Genomic DNA, 17,470 nt, shown 5'->3' with positions numbered 1-17,470 from the left:
CCCCCCCCCCCCCCCCCCCCCCCCCCCCCCCCCCCCCCCCCCCCCCCCCCCCCCCCCCCCCCCCCCCCCCCCCCCCCCCCCCCCCCCCCCCCCCCGACCCCGGCTACGTCGGCCGCTGCAGCACCGTCAGGCTGCGGTCGGGCAGGGTGAGCCGGTCGCCCGCACCGACCTTCGGCCCGGATCCCGGTGGCACCCCGTCCGGACGGGCCGTGTCGACGACCACCTGCCACTGCCGGCCGTGGTTGACCGGCACCAGGAAGTCCAGCGGCTCGGGGGAGGCGTTGAACATCAGCAGGAAGGAGTCGTCGGTGATGCGCTCCCCGCGCGGGCCGGGCTCGGAGATCGCGTTGCCGTTCAGGAACACCGTCAGGGCGGACGCCCGTGACGAGTCCCAGTCCCGCTGGGTCATCTCCGCGCCCTCCGGGGTGAACCAGGCGATGTCGGACAGCTCGTCGTGGGTGCCCTCCACCGGACGGCCGTGGAAGAAGCGGCGCCGGCGGAAGACCGGGTGGTCGCGGCGCAGCCACACCATCGCGCGCGTGAACTCCAGCAGGTCGCTCTCCGAGTCCTCCGGCCAGTGCACCCACGACAGCTCGCTGTCCTGGCAGTAGGCGTTGTTGTTGCCGCGCTGGGTGCGGGCGAACTCGTCGCCGTGGCTGATCATCGGCACGCCCTGGGACAGCATCAGCGTGGCGATGAAGTTCCGCATCTGCCGGGCGCGCAGCGCGAGCACCTCCGGGTCGTCGGTCTCGCCCTCCGCCCCGCAGTTCCAGGACCGGTTGTGGCTCTCGCCGTCCCGGTTGTCCTCGCCGTTGGCCGCGTTGTGCTTGTCGTTGTACGAGACCAGGTCGTGCAGCGTGAAGCCGTCATGGCAGGTCACGAAATTGATCGAGGCCAGCGGCCGGCGTCCGTCGTCCTGATACAGATCGGACGATCCGGTCAGCCGGGACGCGAACTCCGCCAGCGCCCGCGGCTCGCCCCGCCACAGGTCCCGCACGGTGTCCCGGTACTTGCCGTTCCACTCGGTCCACAGCGGAGGGAAGTTGCCCACCTGGTAGCCGCCCTCGCCCACGTCCCAGGGCTCCGCGATCAGCTTCACCTGGGAGACCACCGGGTCCTGCTGCACCAGGTCGAAGAACGACGACAGCCGGTCCACCTCGTGGAACTGCCGGGCCAGGGTCGCCGCGAGGTCGAAGCGGAACCCGTCGACATGCATCTCCGTGACCCAGTACCGCAGCGAGTCCATGATCAGCTGGAGCACGTGCGGGGACCGCATGAGCAGCGAGTTCCCGGTGCCCGTGGTGTCCATGTAGTAGCGGGGGTCGTCGGTGAGGCGGTAGTACTGCCGGTTGTCGATGCCCTTGAAGGACAGCGTCGGGCCCAGATGGTTGCCCTCGGCGGTGTGGTTGTAGACGACGTCCAGGATGACCTCGATCCCGGCCTCGTGCAGCGCCCGGACCGCCGACTTGAACTCCAGCACCTGCTGGCCGCGGTCGCCCCAGGAGGCGTACGCGTTGTGCGGGGCGAAGAAGCCGATGGTGTTGTAGCCCCAGTAGTTGCTCAGTCCCATGTCGACCAGCCGGTGGTCGTGCACGAACTGGTGGACCGGCATCAGCTCCAGGGCCGTCACCCCGAGCTTGGTCAGGTGCTCGATCAGCGCCGGATGCGCCAGCGCCGCGTACGTGCCGCGCAGCTCCTCCGGCAGTCCCGGATGACGCATGCTCAGGCCCTTGACATGGGCCTCGTAGATCACCGTGTGGTGGTACTCGGTGCGCGGCGGCCGGTCGTCGCCCCAGTCGAAGTAGGGGTTGATCACCACCGAGGCCATGGTGTGCGGGGCCGAGTCCAGGTCGTTGCGGCTGTCCGGAGCGCCGAAGTGATAGCCGTACACCTCCTCGCCCCACCGGACCGTGCCGCTGACCGCCTTCGCGTAGGGGTCGAGCAGCAGCTTCGCGGAGTTGCAGCGCAGCCCGCGCCCGGGGTCGTACGGGCCGTGCACCCGGAACCCGTACCGCTGCCCCGGCATCACGCCCGGCACGTACGCGTGCCGCACGAACGCGTCGGTCTCGCGCAGTTCCACCGCGGTCTCCGAGCCGTCGTCGTGCAGCAGACACAGCTCTACTCGGTCCGCGGCCTCCGTGAAGACCGCGAAGTTGGTTCCGGCGCCGTCATAGGTGGCGCCGAGCGGATACGCCTCTCCAGGCCAGACCTGCATGGCTATGACTCTCCCAGGTGTGCCGCCGCCCCGGGGGCGCGTTGGCCCCCGAGTCGCCCCGAATTGACGGAACCTCCCGTGTCCCAAGTCCCTCTTACCCACCGACCAGCGCATACGGCGGCTCTCGTACCCGTTGTGTGCCGAACCAGTGGGGCAACACGTACTCCCGGAGCACCCCGGGGAGCAGGGGGACAATGTGCGTGAGACAGTGCACCGCCATCTGGGCAAGTTAGTGGCGGGAGTGGCCCTCGCGACGGTGGGGACCGCCGCGATGGTCGCGATCACCCTGCCGGGCACGGCGGGGGCGGACACCTCGGCGGGAGCGCGAGGCGCCGGTACGCGGGCCGGTCAGGGCCCGGACGCGGTCCGGCCCGGTGTCGTCGAACAGGCGCCCGCCGAGCGCGGCAGGGGCACCGGCCGGGATCCGCTCACCGACGACGAGATCCGTCGGGCCGAGAAGATCGCCCTGAACCAGCAGCTGCCGACCACGGGCGAGAACGTCGACGGCGGCCGCGGACCGCAGCGCCTGAGCGTCGACCTGGCCGAACCCGAGCCCGGCGAGGCGGACGACCCGCACGCGCCGCGACGGGCCGACATCACCTTCTACGACTACAGGAACGACACCCTCGTCACCAGGACCGTCGACCTGGACACCGGCAAGGTCGAGCGGACCGGCACCCAGCGGGGCGTCCAGCCGCCGCCGAGCCGGGACGAGAACGCCGAGGCCGCCCGGCTTCTGATCGCCTCCCCGCTCGGCGCGGGCCTGAAGGCGGACTACAAGGACGCCACCGGCAGGGAACTCACCTCCCCGGACCAGCTGCTGCTGAGCGGCGGCGTCTACCGGGCCGCCCCGGGCGCCCAGCCGGCGGTCCTCGACCAGTGCGGCCGGCACCGGTGCGTCCGGCTGTTCACCAAGGTCAGGAACGGCTCCTGGATCGACACCAGGTCCCTGGTGATCGACCTGAGCGCACGCAAGGCCGCGACCCTCGACCGCGGCTGACAGAACGTTTCCCCAGACCTGTATCTCCTGACAGGGAGCCATTTCGCCATGCCCGAGTACGGAATCCGCCGTGCCCGCAGAGCCGCGGCCGTCGGCCTGACCGTGGCCGCGCTGGCCGCCGGCGCGACGACCGCCGCCGGACCGGCCGCCGCCCGGCCGGCAACGGCCGCCGCCGCGCCCGCCGCCGACTGCAGCGCCGCCTACCGCATCGAGCAGAAGCTCTCCGGCGGCACGACCTGGCGCATGTGCTGGCACTACGACAGCAAGGCCGGTCTCGTCCTGGAGGACATCAGCTACCAGCCCAAGGGCGAACCCAAGCCGATCAAGGTCCTGAACAGCGCCCGACTCGCCCAGATCCACGTCCCCTACGACGACGGGAAGAACGAGTACAGCGACCTGACGGACGAGGACTTCGCCCAGTCGCTGCAGAACCTGTCGCCCGCCGAGTGCCCCGGCGGCACCATCAGGACCGTCAAGGTCCCCGACGCCGTGGACCCGCAGCACCCCGACGTCAGGGGACTGTGCACGACCACCCGTGCCCGCGGCCACGCCTACCGCATGCACGACTTCGGCACGGACAAGGTCTACCAGGCCCAGGGCAAGGACTTCCTCGTCTACACCGTCAACCAGGTCGGCTGGTACGAGTACATCACCGAGTGGCGCTTCCAGGACGACGGCCTGATCGGCATGAACGTCGGCGCGACCGGCAGCCTCTCCTGGGACGACTACGACTCCGGCGACGGACGCGGCTGGCCCATCGGCAAGGGCGCCAAGGCCTATGCCACCAGCCACAGCCACAACGTCTTCTGGCGGCTGGACTTCGGCCTCGACGGCTCGTCGAAGACGAAGGTCGAGCAGTACGACTCGGCCGTGAGCCCGCGTTCCGGCGGACAGCAGGGCCCGACCACGAGGACCACGCGCACCGAGGTGGGCAGGGAACTCGCCGGCGACCTGAAGGACTACCGCTGGTGGCGGGTGGTCAGCGCGACCGGAAAGAACAAGGACGGACACGCACGTTCGTACGAGATCGTCCCCGGACCCAGCACCAAATACCTCGGCCGCGGCTTCACCGAGCACGACCTCTACGTCACCGAGTACGACCCGTGCGAACTGTTCGCCAGCAACAACCCGAAGTGCGGCCGCGGGCACCCCGCGTCCGTCGACCGATGGGTCGGCGGACAGACCCTGACGCACCCGGTGATCTGGATGAACGTCGGTTTTCACCACATCGCGCGGGACGAGGACCAGCAGCCCATGCCGGTGCACTGGCAGGGCTTCGCCATCGCCCCCCGGGACGTGACCGCTATGAATCCGCTCACTCCGGGTGACCTGGCATGGCAGAACGGCCATTGGGAACCGCGCAGTTGAGGGGAACGGTCGGGTAACCGACCTGTCCATCCGGCTGCACCGCCCACCCCTCGCGGAGTACCCTTCCTTGATCGTTGAGACGGGAAAGGCCCGGGGGATCGGAAGGCGGTGCGCGGGTGGGCTCGGGAGGCCTGGAGCTGCCCCCTGGTGACGAGGGTCACGAGGGGAACTCCGCAGACGTCCCGCCCGGCGCGGTGTCCCTGGCCCGCCCGATGGACCCGGGGTCCATCGGGCCGGAGCTGGACTGGGGCCCCGACGCCTGGCGCGAGGTGCGCACCCGCGCCCAGCGGGCCGGCCGGGCCTACATCTGGCTGAACCTCGTCGAGCAGCGGCTGCGCGCGGTCGTGGCCGCCGTACTGCGGCCCATCTACGAACCCGTCCACGGGGACGACTGGGTGGTCGCCGCGGCCGGCCCGGCCGGGCAGGAGTGGGTGCAGCGCGCGGTCGCCGTCCGTGAGGTCAGCCGCCGCAAGGGCTACTTGCTCGACCCGGCCGACGACAATGTGCTCAGCTTCCTCACCCTTCCCCAGCTGCGCGAACTGATGGTGCAGCACTGGCCGTGCTTCGAGCCGTACTTCGACGAGCGCCGCGACCTCGAACTCGCCCTGGACGAGCTGGAGGTGACCCGCAATGTCGTCTCCCGCAACCGGGCGCTGTCCGAGGCGGTCCTGAACCAGGCCGAGCGCGCCTCCGCCCGGCTGCTGGAGACGCTCGGCGCGGGCGGTGACGTCCCCTCGGCGCGCCGGCTGCCCGTGGACGCGGTCGAGGACCTGGTCGGCGACCGGTACGCGGACGTCGTCGCGGTCCACCCGGACCGGGTGCGGCTGATGCGCCAGTTCCCCGCCGAGGACCTCTTCGGCGGCGCCCGCCGTCTCGACGCCATCGGCATCGGACTCAACCTGCTGGTGCAGAACTTCTCCGGCCGCCGTCTGGTCCGGCTCGCCGAGACCGGCTGCCGGGTACGGCTGCTCTTCCTCAACCCGGCCTCCAGCTCGGTCAAGCGCCGCGAGCGGGAACTCGGGATGAAACGGGGCGAACTGAGCCGGTCGGTCGAGATGAACATCCTGCACATGCGCCGGGTCCGCTCCCGGCTGCGCGACCCGGGCGCCTTCGAGATCCAGGTCTACGACGAGACGCCCCGCTTCACCGCCTACCTGGTGGACGGCGACGGCGCCGACGGCATCGCCGTGGTGCAGTCCTATCTGCGAGGCGCGCGCGGGATGGAGTCGCCGGTCCTGGTGCTGCGCAACGGCGGCAAGCTGGTCAAGTCGGATGACATGGGTGAAGCAGGGCTGTTCCCGACATACCGCGAGGAGTTCGAGCTCGCTTGGGCGGATTCACGCCCCGTGTCGTGAACAGTCCGCCGGAGCAAGCGGAACGCGATCCTCGGATTGTCAGTGCCGCATGCGATGGTGGAGGCCACTGGGGGAAAGCACCACAAGAAGGGGGGCCGCCCATGGGCTGGCACCGGGAGCTGCTGATCGGCTTCGACCTGGAGACGACCGGGACCGATCCGCGTGAGGCGCGCATCGTCACCGGCGCAGTGATCGAGGTCAGGGCCGGTGAGCCCATGGGACGCAAGGAGTGGCTGGCCGATCCGGGCGTGGAGATCCCGGCGGACGCGGTGGCGGTGCACGGCATCAGCAACGAGCGGGCGGCGGCCGAGGGCCGGCCGGCCGACCGGGTGGCCGACTCCATCGCCGATGTCCTGGTGGGGTACTGGAAGGCGGGCGTCCCGGTCGTCGCCTACAACGCCGCGTTCGATCTCACCCTGCTCTCGGCCGAGCTGCGCCGCCATGCCCTGCCGTCCCTCGCCGACCGCCTGGGCGGCGCCGCCCCCGCCCCGGTCGTCGACCCCTACACCATCGACCGCTGGGTCGACCGCTACCGCCGTGGCAAACGGAACCTGGAAGCGGTCTGCGCCGAGTACGGCATAGTCCTCGACGCGGCCCACACCGCCCCGGCCGACGCCCTCGCCGCCGCGCGCCTCGCGTCCGCGATAGCCGACCGCCACCCGAAGATCGCGTCCCTGGCTCCGGCCGACCTTCACCAGCGGCAGATCGAGTGGTATGCGGAATGGGCGGCGGACTTCCAGGCGTTTCTGCGCCGCAAGGGGGATGCGGGGGCGGTGGTGGACGGGGCGTGGCCGCTGCGGGAGTTGACGGAGAGCCAGCCTGTTTAGTCCGGGGGCCGTTCTCGGCTGCGGGTGAGTGGGTGGGCGCGAAACAGCCTCAGAACGGGTACCACCGGACGGTCTCGTCCCCGTCGCGCAGCGACCCCACCCGCCGCCGGAACTCGGCCAGTGCCTTCGGATCGCTCGGCGCATGCTGGGCCACCCAGGCACAACTGGCCGTCTCCCTGGCCCCGCGCAGCACACCGCACCCCTCCCACTCCCGCACATCCCACCCGTACGCCCCGGTGAACGAGTCGTACGCCTCGGCGGGCAGCCCGTACCGGTCGCGGGAGAGGGCCATGACCACCAGGTCGTGCTCGCGCAGGTCGGCCGAGAAGGTCTCCAGGTCGACCAGGACCGGCCCGTCCGGCCCGATGTGCACATTGCGGGGCAGCGCGTCCCCGTGGATCGGACCGGGCGGCAGATGAGGCGTCAGCGCGGCCGCGGCCCTGGCGAACCCGTCCCGGCGCGCGCGGAGGTAGGCGGCGTCCTCGGGGTCGATCGCGTCGCCCGCGAGCCGCAGCCAGCGCTCCACACCGCCCAGCAGTTCGCGGGGCGGCAGAGCGAAGGGCGGAGAGGGAAGTGCGTGCACCGTCCGCAGCAGCCTCGCGAGGTCCCGCGGCTCGGCGGGCCGTACGGGTTCGGGCAGCCGGTGCCACACCGTCACCGGGTGGCCCTCGACCAGCCGTGGCTTCGGCTCCGCCGCCCGTACCGCCGGCACGCCGGCCTCGGCCAGCCAGCCGGCGATGTCCAGCTCGCGCCGGGCCCGATCGAGCAACTCGGCGTCGCGGCCCACCTTCACCACCAGATCACCGGCGGCGAACACCGCGTTCTCACCGAGGGCGAGGAGAGCCGCGTCCCGGGCCGGGCCGGGCAGCACTCCCGCCGTGGCCAGTACGTCCCGTGCCCGTGCCTCGTCCATCGTGCCTCCGTGCCCGCTGTCGTCCCGCGCCCTGAACGGACCCGGCCGCCGCCGTGCGGGTGCCGGCGCATGCCGGTTCCGGTCGGGTCGCTCCGGCCAGTCTCGCATTCGCACAGGTCGACCGGCCGCGGCCCGTCACCGCCCGGGCTCACCCGGCCACCGCCACGCCGATGATCGCCGTGCCGCAGGCCGTCAACTGCCTCCCCCACTCACGACTGCCCGCAGCTACGAGCGCCCCGAAGGGGGCGCGGGGACCTGTGTGATCAGCCCCCACGCCCCCGCACCCGTGCGCGCTCTCAACCGCCCGCGACTAGGCGCTGCATCCGGCCCGCCGGATCAGACCGGCAGCCGCTCCCCCTCCTCCCGCACCGGCCGGGAGGCAACCGCCTCCGGCGCCTCGTCGTGCGTCAGGTCCGGCAGCCAGTGGAGCCAGCGCGGCAGGTACCAGTTGCGCTCGCCGAGCAGGGCCATCACGGCCGGCAGCAGCACACCGCGGATGACCGTCGCGTCGATGAGGACAGCCGCGGCCAGGCCCACGCCCATCTGCTTCATGGACTGCATCGACAGCGTGCCGAAGATCGCGAACACGGCGACCATGATGACCGCGGCGCTGGTGACGACACCGGCCGTGGTCACCACGCCGTGCCGGATCGCGTCCTTCGTCGTACGGCCGTTCATGCGGGCCTCGCGGATCCGGGACACCACGAACACGTGGTAGTCCATCGACAGCCCGAACAGGATCACGAACAGGAACAGCGGCAGCCAGGTCACGATCGCGCCGACCCCCGCCGCGCCCACCAGCGAGGCACCCCAGCCGTGCTGGAAGACGGCGACGAGGATGCCGTACGCGGCGCCCACCGACAGCAGGTTGAGCACGATCGAGGTGATGGCCACGGTCAGCGAGCGGAACGACAGCAGCATCAGCAGGAAGGCGAACACGATCACGAACGCGAAGACCGGGACGACGGAGCCGAGCAGCTGGTCGTTGAAGTCGTGGTTGCCGGCCACCTGCCCGGTGATCGGCGCCTGCACGCCGGCCACCTTGCCGAGCGTGGCGGGCCGCACCTCGTCGCGCAGCTTGTCCAGACTCTCGACCGCCCGGTCCATGTCGGAGCCGCCGACCAGCGGCACGGAGACCAGGGCGACGTTCTGCGCGTCGTGCACCCGGATGTCGACCGGGCCGCGCGAGGCGCCGGAGGCGATCGCCTGCTTCTTGAAGTCGGCCAGCGCCTGCCGCACCTCGGGCGCGTTGATGTCCTTGGCCCTGACGACGACCTGAGCCGGCTCACTGCCGCCCGGGAAGGCGTCGTTGATGCGGTTGTAGGTCTGCACGATCGGCAGCGACTTTCCGAACTCCTGGTCCAGGGTGAGCTGTTGGGTCTTCATGCCGAGCGCGGGCGCGGCGACCGCCAGCAGCGCACCGGCCGCCACGACGACGGAGACCAGCGGCCTGGCCAGCACCGCGCGCAGGACGGCGGTCCACACCCGGCTGCCTTCGTCCGCGGCCCGCTTCCGGTTCCCGTTGCGGCGGCTCAGGAACGGGATCTTGCCCTTCTCCACCCGCTCGCCGAGCAGCGACAGCAGCGCCGGCAGGACCGTCACCGACCCGACCATGGCGACCGCGACCACCATCAGCGAGGCCAGGCCCATCGCCTCGAACTCGGCGAGCCCGGTGAAGAGCATGCCCGCCATCGCCACGCACACCGTGACCCCGGAGACGATGACCGCCCGGCCGCTGGTGGCGGCGGCGATCCGCAGAGCGGTGCCCGCGTCCCGCCCGGCCTGCCGCTCCTCGCGCTCACGGCGCAGATAGAACAGGCAGTAGTCGACGCCGACGGCCATACCGACCAGCAGCATCACGGAGTTGGCGGTGTCGCTCATCGGCTGCAGATGGCTGACGAGGCCCATCAGACCCATCGTCGCCATGATCGCGGTGATCGCGAGGCCCACCGGCAGCAGCGCGGCCACCAGGGCCCCGAAGGCGATCAGCAGGATGCCGAGGGCCACCGGCACCGCCGAGTACTCGGCCTGCTTGAAGTCGTCCCCGAAGGCGTCCTTGTACTGCTTCTGCATGCTGGCGCCGCCGATCTCCTCGATCCGCAGCGAGTCATGCGCCTTCTGCACCCCGGCGACCGCGTTCAGCACCGGCTCGACCCGGTCGACGGCCGTCTTGGCGTCACCGCGCATGTCGAACTGCACCAGCGCGCTGCGGCCGTCCCGGGAGATGGTGTGCGTCTCGTACGGGGAGGTCACGGCCGTGACCTTCCCGGTGCCCTCGACCGCCTTCACCACGTCGGCGACGGCGGCGCGGAACTCGGCGCCGGTCGCCGTGACTCCGGCGTCCCTGGACTGGATCAGGACGGTCTCACCGGCCGGCTCCTTGATCCCCGCGTCGTCGATGATCTGGGCGGCGGTGTGCGTCTCGCCCTTGAGCTGGTTGTTCTCGTCGACGTCGACCCGGCCCGCCGCCGAGCCCAGTCCCATGGCCAGCACGACGAACAACACCCATATGCCGACGGCCGCCCAGCGGTGCCGGGCGCTCCAGCCGCCGGCGCGGGCGGCCAGCCCCCGCACCGGCACGTCCCTGTTCCCCATCGCGGGTCCTATCCCCTCGTGTGCGGTGGCGGCCCCCTGCCGCCACGTCTGCGCTTGCTCCGGTACGACCGTATGAGCTGGATAAACGCGTCACGTCGTGCTGCCCGGTGAACTCGGCGGCCCGCCGGTCAGCACTGGGGAGGACAGTGGCCCCTTACACCTATCCGCACTTCTCGGGGGCGCGTCTCGGGGTCCGGCAGCCTGTTCCGCCGGCCTGTCCCGTCGGCCGTCGGACATGGGTTGTCCGTTCTGCCGCCGGCGGGGCGGTTTGTGATGACGAAACTTTGTTGATCAAGTCACAGCTGCGTGTAGAGGTTGATCCGCCGCCCGCCGATCAGCGAGAGTTTCGCGCAGCCCCGCCCCGCGCGGGCCCGGCCGTCGTGCCCACCCCCACGGGGCACGACGGCCGCTCTACGCTGGCCGGATGACGACCTACGCGGCGCTGTTGCGCGGAATCAACGTCGGCGGCAGCAGGAAGCTGCCGATGGCCGACCTCCGTACGCTGCTGACCGGCCTCGGCCACACCGGCGTACGGACCCATCTGCAGAGCGGCCAGGCCGTGTTCACCGCCGATCACGGCGACGAGGAGTCGCTCGCGGCGGAGTTGAGCCGGGCGATCGAGGAGCGGTTCGGCTTCCCGGTCGACGTGATCGTGCGCGACCACGCCTATCTGAAGGCGGTCGCCGAGGCCTGTCCGTTCCCGGCCGCCGACCTGGCGCCCAAACAGCTGCACGTCACGTACTTCTCCGCACCCGTCACCCCGGACCGCTTCGCGGACATCGACCCCGCCGCCCACCTCCCCGAGGAGTTCCGCCTCGGCGACCGCTGTCTGTACCTGTACGCCCCCGAGGGCCTCGGCCGCTCCAAGCTCGCCGAGGTACTGTCCCGCCGCCCCCGGACCCAAGGCCTGATCGCCACGAGCCGGAACTGGAACACGGTGGTCAAGCTGGTCGAGCTGACCGCTCCGGGAGCGTGACGGACCGCCGCCCGAGGAACGTCGTGTGCGCGGTGACCTCACGGGGTACGGCGAGCCTCGGGTCCGTGTGCAGACGGCGCTGCTCCTCGACGGTGCCGGCGGCGGCCACCGTGTCCAGCAGTGCGAGCTCGTCCGGGGTGAGGGGGCGCTCCGCATCCCATGGCCCCCAGCAGTCCCAGGGAAGCGTCTCGGTGCCGGCCACACAGGCCAGGTCGAGCACGACACTGTGGGCCAGCATCCGAAGACCCCGCAGCTCCGGTACGCCCCAGACGCCGAAGGTGTCCGGGTCCGCCTCCCCGGCCCGGCAGGCCCGCCACGCCTGCCCGGCGACGATGAACTGGTCCCGCGGCACGTCCAGCGGGTCGAACGGCACGCCGTAGCGGTCGTCGTGGACCTGCGGGTCGGCCAACCGCCAGGAGCCGTCGGGGCATCGGTACTCGGTCACCCAGTGGTCGTCGTGGAAGCCGGCGACGAAGTAGGCGGCGTACCCGCCCCGGACGCGGGCCGGGGTGCCGGTGGCCCGCAGCAGGGAGCACAGCAGCAGTGCGTAGTCCCGGCAGACGCCCACGAACCGCTGCTCGTACGGCCGTTCCTCGGTCAGCGGGCCGGACCCGCGCTCGCGCAGGATGCGCAGGATCTCCGTGACGTACCGGGACTCGGCGTCGTGGTGCAGCCGTTCCTCGGGAATGGCGCACCCGAAGCGCTCGCCCTCCAGCCGGTGCAGGATCAGCCCGCGCACCAGCCCGGTGAGCCGGCGCGGGTCGCGGGGCAGGGCGGCGACGTCCAGGCCGCCCGGATCGCTGTACGGGGTCTGCCGCAGGTAGAAGTCGTCCATGCCCGCACGCTTCGCCTTCCCCCAGGGGCAAGGTCAAGCACGCACGTCATCCGGGAGATTGACGGGCAGGGCCACGTACGCGTGTGCGACGCTCTGCCCATGCGCCACATCACCATCGGGGCCGGTGCGGTCGGCGGGACCGTCGGCGGGCGGCTCGCCCAGGCCGGGCGTGAGCTGGTGCGGACGGCCGACGCGGCCGAGGGTTCGATGGCGGCCGACGCCGCTGCATCGCACGGCAGTTGATCTTCCGGTCGGTTCGGCGTTTCGTGGGACGTGGAGTGTACGTACAAGGGGCGGGGGAGCGGTGGACGACTTCCTGGGCGGGACCGGGGCGGACGACGTCACGCAGGACGCGGGGCGGCGGCTCGCCGAGCGGTTCGAGGCGGACCGGCGGCATCTCACGGCCGTGGCCCACCGGCTGCTCGGCTCGGCCGCCGAGGCCGATGACGCGCTGCAGGAGGCCTGGCTGCGGGCCCGGGACGCCGACCTCGACGGGATACACAACCTCACCGGCTGGCTGACCACCGTGGTGACCCGGGTCTGTCTCAACCTGCTGCGCGCCCGCCGCAACCGGCGCGAGGAGTTCCTGGAAGCCTACGGCCACGCCCAGGACACCCCGGCGGCCGGCGCCGAGGCCGGCGACCCGGTCCGCGAGGCGCTGCTGGCCGACCAGGTCGGGGTCGCGCTGCTGGTCGTCCTCGACACTCTCGGCCCCGCCGAGCGGGTCGCCTTCGTGCTGCACGACATGTTCGCCGTGCCCTTCGAGGAGATCGCCCCGCTGGTCGAGAAGACCCCGGCCGCCACCCGGCAGCTCGCCAGCCGGGCCCGCCGCCGTGTCCAGGGCCGGCCCGCCGCGCCCGCCGCCGACGCCGTACGCCGTCGCCGGGCCGTCGAGGCGTTCCTGGCCGCCACTCGTGGCGGCGACTTCACGGCCCTGGTCGCGCTGCTCGACCCGGACGTGGTGCTGCACGCCGACGCGCTGGTCGTGCCCACCCCCGAACCGATCACCGTGCAGGGCGCCGAGCCCGTCGCCCAGGGGGCGATGGTCGCCGTGGCGCGCGCTCAGCTCACCGGCCTCGCCCTGCTGGACGGTGAGTTCGGCCTGGTCATGGTGGAGCACGGGCGGCCGCGCCTGGTGCTGGCGTTCGCCTTCGGCGCGGACGGCCGGATCATCCGGATCGACGTCGTGGCGGAACCGGAACGCCTGCGCGCCACGGAGATCGCGGCGGTCGACCCGGGGCGGATCGGGGCCGGTGGCGCGGACGCAGAATTGGACCAGTGAAATGGGAGGCGATTGGACCGGGAAACTGCACCAATGCGGCAGTAGGGTCACTGCCATGACGTACCGCGACACCGCCACCGAGTCCGCCCCGACCCGGGTCGACTTCTTCTTCGACCCGGCCTGCCCCTTCGCCTGGATCACCTCCCGCTGGCTGCTGGAGGTCGAGCGCCTGCGCCCGCTCGACCTCCGGTTCCGGGTGATGAGCCTCTACCTGCACAACATCGGCAACGACCTCCCCGACTGGTACCGGGACTTGGTGGACCGCTCGATCGGCCCGGTGCGGGTCGCCGTGGCCGCCGCCGAACGGCACGGCGACAAGGTGCTGCGCGACCTGTACACCGCGTTCGGCACCCGGATCCACGAAGGCCGGATCGAGGACTTCGACCGGGTGGTCACCGAGTCGCTCGCCGAACTCGGGCTCCCCGCCGACCTGTCGGCCGCCGCTCACGACCCGTCGTACGACGACGCGGTGCGCCGCAGTCACCAGGCCGGTGCCGAGCCGGAGACGGGCGGTTACGTGGGCACGCCGACCCTGCACATCGACGGCACGGTGTGGTTCGGTCCCGTGCTGCGCGCCGTTCCACGCGGCGAGGAGGCGGCCGAACTCTTCGACAGCTTCCGGGTGCTGGCCCGCCACCCCGACCTGTTCGAACTCAAGCGCACCCGCACCGGAGCCCTCCGCTTCGACTGACCCGGAAACGGCTTGGCCGATAAACGTCGCTCGCTCGCGTCGAGTTCGCTGCTCGTGTGACACGCGGGTCCTGATCGACGCAGAACGATACGCCGCCGCGGTCCGACGTCACAGGGGAGCGCCGGACCCCGGCGGCCCTCTACCACGTGCCCGTCCCCCAGGGCCAGTCCTCGCCGAACCGCGCGACAAACTCGTCCCGTTGTCCCTAGGGTGAAGCGCGCAGACGGCCGGAAGGGGCGAGGGGACGGATGAGCGTGACGGACAGACCATCGCGGGCACTGCCGCGGTGCCGAGCGGGCAGCCGGTCACCGGCCCCGGCGCGACACCCCGGGAAGGGAGCGCCCCGGCGACCGGGCGCCCCGGTGTGCCCCGACGGCGTCCTCGCCCACCGCGGCGACCGGGTCGCCGGAGACCGGCCGTACGCGCGGGGGCTCCCGGAAACGGTCGCACCCCTCTCGTCCCCGTCGCCCTCCAGGGCCCGGTCAACGCACACCGGTCACCGGGATGGGCGACGATTTTCGGCCTACTCGACGTCGGTAACGTCAGCCGCGCCAGCATCTTCGGCGACCAGAGCCTGGTCGCCCACGCCGAAGCCGTAGCCACCCCTCCCACCCCCGAAGGCTCCTTCGGATCACAAGCGAGGACAGACATGAGCACCTACAACTTCGGGAACGCACCCATCGATTTCGCCCGTATCGACCCCAGGAACGGCGCCCCCGACCTCGAAACCCTCATGGCCGTCGCCGACCGGCTCACCGAGGCACTGCGGGCCGAGTACCCGAGGATCGCCGGGAACGGGGAGGTCGTCCAGGCGGAGCTGGCGCTGTCCGCGGAGGACGGCCTGCCGCCCAACCGGGGCCGGATCCGCACCGCACTGGAGAACGTCGCCATCACGGCGGGCGCGGGCACCGCCAGTCTCACCTTCACCCAGCACCTCCTGCACGCGCTCGGCCTGTGACCCCGGGAGAGCCGGGGAACGGTCAGGCGCCCAGGGCCGTCAGCGCCGGCCGGCGTACCGCGTCGTAGCGCTCCAGCAGCACCCGCGCCACCTCCGGCGCCGGACCCAGCACGTCCGCCAGCACGTCCGCCCCGGCCGCGCCCCGCACGATGCGGTCCGGCAGGAAACCGGGGGCCAGGACGTACGGCGCGACGGCGACCCGCGCACAGCCGAGGGCGCGCAACTCCTGTACGGCGTCCTCGGTGCGAGGAAGGGATGCGGAGGCGAACGCAGGCCGCACGGCGCACCAACCGGTGCGCCACCACTCCCGCGCGATGTCAGCGATCACTGCGATCGCCTCCGGGTCGGTGGACCCCGCCGAGGCCAGCACGACCCCGGTCGAGGACTTGTCGGCGGGTGCCAACCCCGCCTCATGCAGCCGCCGTTCCAGCGCCGACAGCAGCAGCGGCGACGGACCCAGCACGTCCGCCTGCCGGATCCGCAGCCGGGCCGGCGCCTCCCGCAGCACGGCGGGGATGTCGGCCTTGGCGTGGAAGGCGCGGGTCAGCAGCAGCGGCAGCGCGACGACGTCCCGCACTCCCTCCGCCGCGAGTGACTCCAGCACCCCGGGAACCGAAGGGACGTTGAAGTCCAGGAAGCCGGTCTCCACGCGCAGCCCCGGCCGCTGCGACCGCACCCGCTCCACGAGGGCGTGCACGGTCGCGGCGTGCCGCGGGTCGCGGCTGCCGTGGGCGATGACGAGAAGGACCGGGTTGTGCATGTCGTGTGCCTCAGCCCTTCACCAGCAGGCCGCGGCTGCGCAGCACCCACCGCTCCAGCGGGCTGAAGATCAGCAGGTCGATGGCGATGCCGACGAACAGGATGAGCAGGATGGCCTCGAACACCATGGCCATGTCGCCGGCGGTGCGGGCGTTCTCCAGCAACTGGCCGAGGCCCACACCCAGGTCGGGGAAGCTGGCGATGATCTCCGCGGCCATCAGGGAGCGCCAGGAGAAGGCCCAGCCCTGCTTCATGCCCGCCACATAGCCGGGCAGCGCGGCCGGCAGGGTGACGTGCCAGGTGCCCTTCAGGCCGGTGGCGCCCATCGTGCGGCCCGCCCGCAGGAACAGCGGCGGCACCTGGTCCACGCCGGACACCAGGCCGTTGGCGATCGAGGGGACCGCGCCGAGCAGGATCACCGCGTACATCATCGAGTTGTTCAGGCCCAGCCAGATCACCGCGGGCGGCACCCACGCCACCGACGGCAGCGACTGCAGACCGGACAGGATCGGGCCGATGGCCGCGCGCACGAACTTCACCCGCGCCACCAGCAGGCCCAACGGGGTGCCGATCAGCAGCGCGAAGAAGAAGCCGAGCAGACCGCGCGAGATGCTGGTCCAGATGTAGCCGAGGAGGTTGCCCTCCAGCCAGTCCTTCCGGAACGCATGCCAGACGGCCGACGGGGACGGCAGCTTGGTCGGATCGTCGACGATCTTCAGGGTGATCAGACCCTGCCAGACCACCAGGACCACGACGATCGCGGTGATCGGCGGGACGATCTTGTCGACGAGGGTCTTGCGGAACGGTGTACGACCCGGCTGCGCGGTCTCCAGCGCGTCGAGGCCCGCCTCCACGCTCCCCGTCTCGGGGGAGGTCGTCGTCTCAGTGCTGGCCATGGCGGCGGATCTCCCCACGCAGTACTTCGGTGATCTCCAGGGACAGTTCCGCCACGGGCGCGTCCTCGATGCGGCGCGGCTGCGGAATGTCGACCTCCCACTCCCGGGCGATGCGGCCCGGACGGGAGGACAGCAGCACGACACGCTGCGCGAGCCGCACCGCCTCGCGCACGTTGTGCGTCACGAACAGCACGGACAGCCCGGTCTCGGACCAGATCCGGGTCAGCTCGTCGTGCAGCACGTCCCGGGTGATGGCGTCGAGGGCCGCGAAGGGCTCGTCCATCAGCAGCAGACTGCTCTCCTGCGCCAGCGCGCGGGCCATCGCCACCCGCTGCCGCATACCGCCCGACAGCTCGTGGACGCGCTTGCCGTACGCGCCCTTCAGCCGGACGAGTTCGAGCAGCTCCTCGGCCTTGCCGCGCCGCTCGGACTTGGGAACCCCCCTGAGCTTCAGGGCGAGTTCGATGTTCTTGCCCGCGGTCAGCCACGGGAAGAGCGCGTGCTCCTGGAACATCAGGGCCGGGCGGCCGTCCGTGGTGATGGATCCGGCGGTGGGCCGGTCCAGGCCCGCCACCAGGTTCAGCAGCGTGGACTTGCCGCAGCCCGAGGCCCCCAGGAGGGTGACGAACTCGCCGGGCGCGACATCGATGCTGATGTCGTCCAGGACGAGCTGCTGCCCGCCGGGTGTCGCGAAGGACTTCGAGACATGCTCGAGGCGTGCGGCGTACGCGACCGACTCAGCGGCCTTGGCGAGGATCGTGGCCATGGTCGTCACCTCCTGGGAAACTCATCGGGAACGG

At 71.7% G+C, this 17,470-nt stretch carries 16 protein-coding genes; 9 read left to right on the top strand and 7 right to left on the bottom strand.

Translation table 11 applies throughout. The features are described 5' to 3' along the window. Nucleotides 1-103 precede the first annotated feature (103 nt). Nucleotides 104-2,215 carry a glycogen debranching protein GlgX gene (glgX, locus tag ACZ418_RS33705; protein WP_468370736.1) on the bottom strand — a complete coding sequence of 704 codons (2,112 nt, stop codon included), beginning with the start codon at nt 2,213-2,215 and terminating at the stop codon, nt 104-106. Between the two features lie 196 nt (nt 2,216-2,411). Here glgX and ACZ418_RS33700 point away from each other — a divergent pair, with 196 nt between their 5' ends. The 4 genes from ACZ418_RS33700 (at nt 2,412) to ACZ418_RS33685 (ending at nt 6,765) form a co-directional block, all read left to right on the top strand. After that, on the top strand, nt 2,412-3,215 hold the full coding sequence (locus tag ACZ418_RS33700; RefSeq protein ID WP_468370734.1) for a Tat pathway signal sequence domain protein: 804 nt from the start codon (nt 2,412-2,414) through the stop codon (nt 3,213-3,215). A 48-nt stretch (nt 3,216-3,263) separates the two neighbouring features. Next, nucleotides 3,264-4,583 (top strand): copper amine oxidase, encoded by a 1,320-nt coding sequence (locus tag ACZ418_RS33695; RefSeq protein WP_468370732.1) that lies wholly within the window; start codon nt 3,264-3,266, stop codon nt 4,581-4,583. A 116-nt stretch (nt 4,584-4,699) separates the two neighbouring features. Continuing rightward, nucleotides 4,700-5,938: an SAV2148 family HEPN domain-containing protein gene (locus ACZ418_RS33690; RefSeq protein WP_468370730.1), complete on the top strand. Its 1,239-nt coding sequence runs from the start codon at nt 4,700-4,702 to the stop codon at nt 5,936-5,938. Nucleotides 5,939-6,039: 101 nt separating this feature from the next. After that, nucleotides 6,040-6,765: an exonuclease domain-containing protein gene (locus tag ACZ418_RS33685; protein ID WP_468370728.1), complete on the top strand. Its 726-nt coding sequence runs from the start codon at nt 6,040-6,042 to the stop codon at nt 6,763-6,765. 49 nt (nt 6,766-6,814) lie between these two features. Here ACZ418_RS33685 and ACZ418_RS33680 read toward each other — a convergent pair whose 3' ends face one another. Together ACZ418_RS33680 and ACZ418_RS33675 are read right to left on the bottom strand one after the other, a co-directional pair. Next, on the bottom strand, nt 6,815-7,678 hold the full coding sequence (locus ACZ418_RS33680) for a phosphotransferase enzyme family protein (RefSeq protein ID WP_468370727.1): 864 nt from the start codon (nt 7,676-7,678) through the stop codon (nt 6,815-6,817). Nucleotides 7,679-8,014: 336 nt separating this feature from the next. After that, entirely contained in the window at nt 8,015-10,273 is a 2,259-nt protein-coding gene (locus ACZ418_RS33675; RefSeq protein ID WP_468370725.1) for an MMPL family transporter, read from the bottom strand. A gap of 424 nt (nt 10,274-10,697) precedes the next feature. Here ACZ418_RS33675 and ACZ418_RS33670 point away from each other — a divergent pair, with 424 nt between their 5' ends. Continuing rightward, nucleotides 10,698-11,249, top strand: coding sequence for a DUF1697 domain-containing protein (locus ACZ418_RS33670; protein ID WP_468370723.1), 552 nt, complete (start codon nt 10,698-10,700; stop codon nt 11,247-11,249). Here the strand turns inward: ACZ418_RS33670 and ACZ418_RS33665 are convergent. Beyond that, nucleotides 11,215-12,084, bottom strand: coding sequence for a transglutaminase-like domain-containing protein (locus ACZ418_RS33665; RefSeq protein ID WP_468370721.1), 870 nt, complete (start codon nt 12,082-12,084; stop codon nt 11,215-11,217). The genes ACZ418_RS33670 and ACZ418_RS33665 overlap by 35 nt on opposite strands. Nucleotides 12,085-12,183: 99 nt before the next feature. On the opposite strand from ACZ418_RS33665, the gene ACZ418_RS33660 reads away from it, so the two are divergent. The 4 genes from ACZ418_RS33660 (at nt 12,184) to ACZ418_RS33645 (ending at nt 15,015) form a co-directional block, all read left to right on the top strand. Further along, entirely contained in the window at nt 12,184-12,327 is a 144-nt protein-coding gene (locus ACZ418_RS33660) for a hypothetical protein (protein ID WP_468370759.1), read from the top strand. A gap of 61 nt (nt 12,328-12,388) precedes the next feature. After that, nucleotides 12,389-13,366 (top strand): sigma-70 family RNA polymerase sigma factor, encoded by a 978-nt coding sequence (locus ACZ418_RS33655; protein ID WP_468370719.1) that lies wholly within the window; start codon nt 12,389-12,391, stop codon nt 13,364-13,366. Between the two features lie 55 nt (nt 13,367-13,421). After that, nucleotides 13,422-14,057: a mycothiol-dependent nitroreductase Rv2466c family protein gene (locus ACZ418_RS33650; RefSeq protein ID WP_468370717.1), complete on the top strand. Its 636-nt coding sequence runs from the start codon at nt 13,422-13,424 to the stop codon at nt 14,055-14,057. Nucleotides 14,058-14,706: 649 nt separating this feature from the next. After that, nucleotides 14,707-15,015: a hypothetical protein gene (locus ACZ418_RS33645; protein WP_468370715.1), complete on the top strand. Its 309-nt coding sequence runs from the start codon at nt 14,707-14,709 to the stop codon at nt 15,013-15,015. A 22-nt stretch (nt 15,016-15,037) separates the two neighbouring features. Here ACZ418_RS33645 and ACZ418_RS33640 read toward each other — a convergent pair whose 3' ends face one another. The 3 genes from ACZ418_RS33640 to ACZ418_RS33630 are packed head-to-tail and all read right to left on the bottom strand — an operon-like array spanning nt 15,038 to nt 17,436. Continuing rightward, the gene (locus ACZ418_RS33640; RefSeq protein ID WP_468370713.1) at nt 15,038-15,775 is read right to left on the bottom strand and encodes a sirohydrochlorin chelatase; all 738 of its coding nucleotides are present in this window, start codon (nt 15,773-15,775) and stop codon (nt 15,038-15,040) included. Between the two features lie 10 nt (nt 15,776-15,785). Further along, nucleotides 15,786-16,670 (bottom strand): ABC transporter permease, encoded by an 885-nt coding sequence (locus ACZ418_RS33635; RefSeq protein ID WP_468370711.1) that lies wholly within the window; start codon nt 16,668-16,670, stop codon nt 15,786-15,788. Next, entirely contained in the window at nt 16,657-17,436 is a 780-nt protein-coding gene (locus tag ACZ418_RS33630) for an ABC transporter ATP-binding protein (RefSeq protein WP_468370709.1), read from the bottom strand. The genes ACZ418_RS33635 and ACZ418_RS33630 overlap by 14 nt, the downstream gene beginning before the upstream one ends. Nucleotides 17,437-17,470: the final 34 nt, after the last annotated feature.

Source organism: Streptomyces sp. NPDC030820 (assembly GCF_055572075.1).
This window is presented reverse-complemented; position numbering and strand designations above follow the sequence as displayed.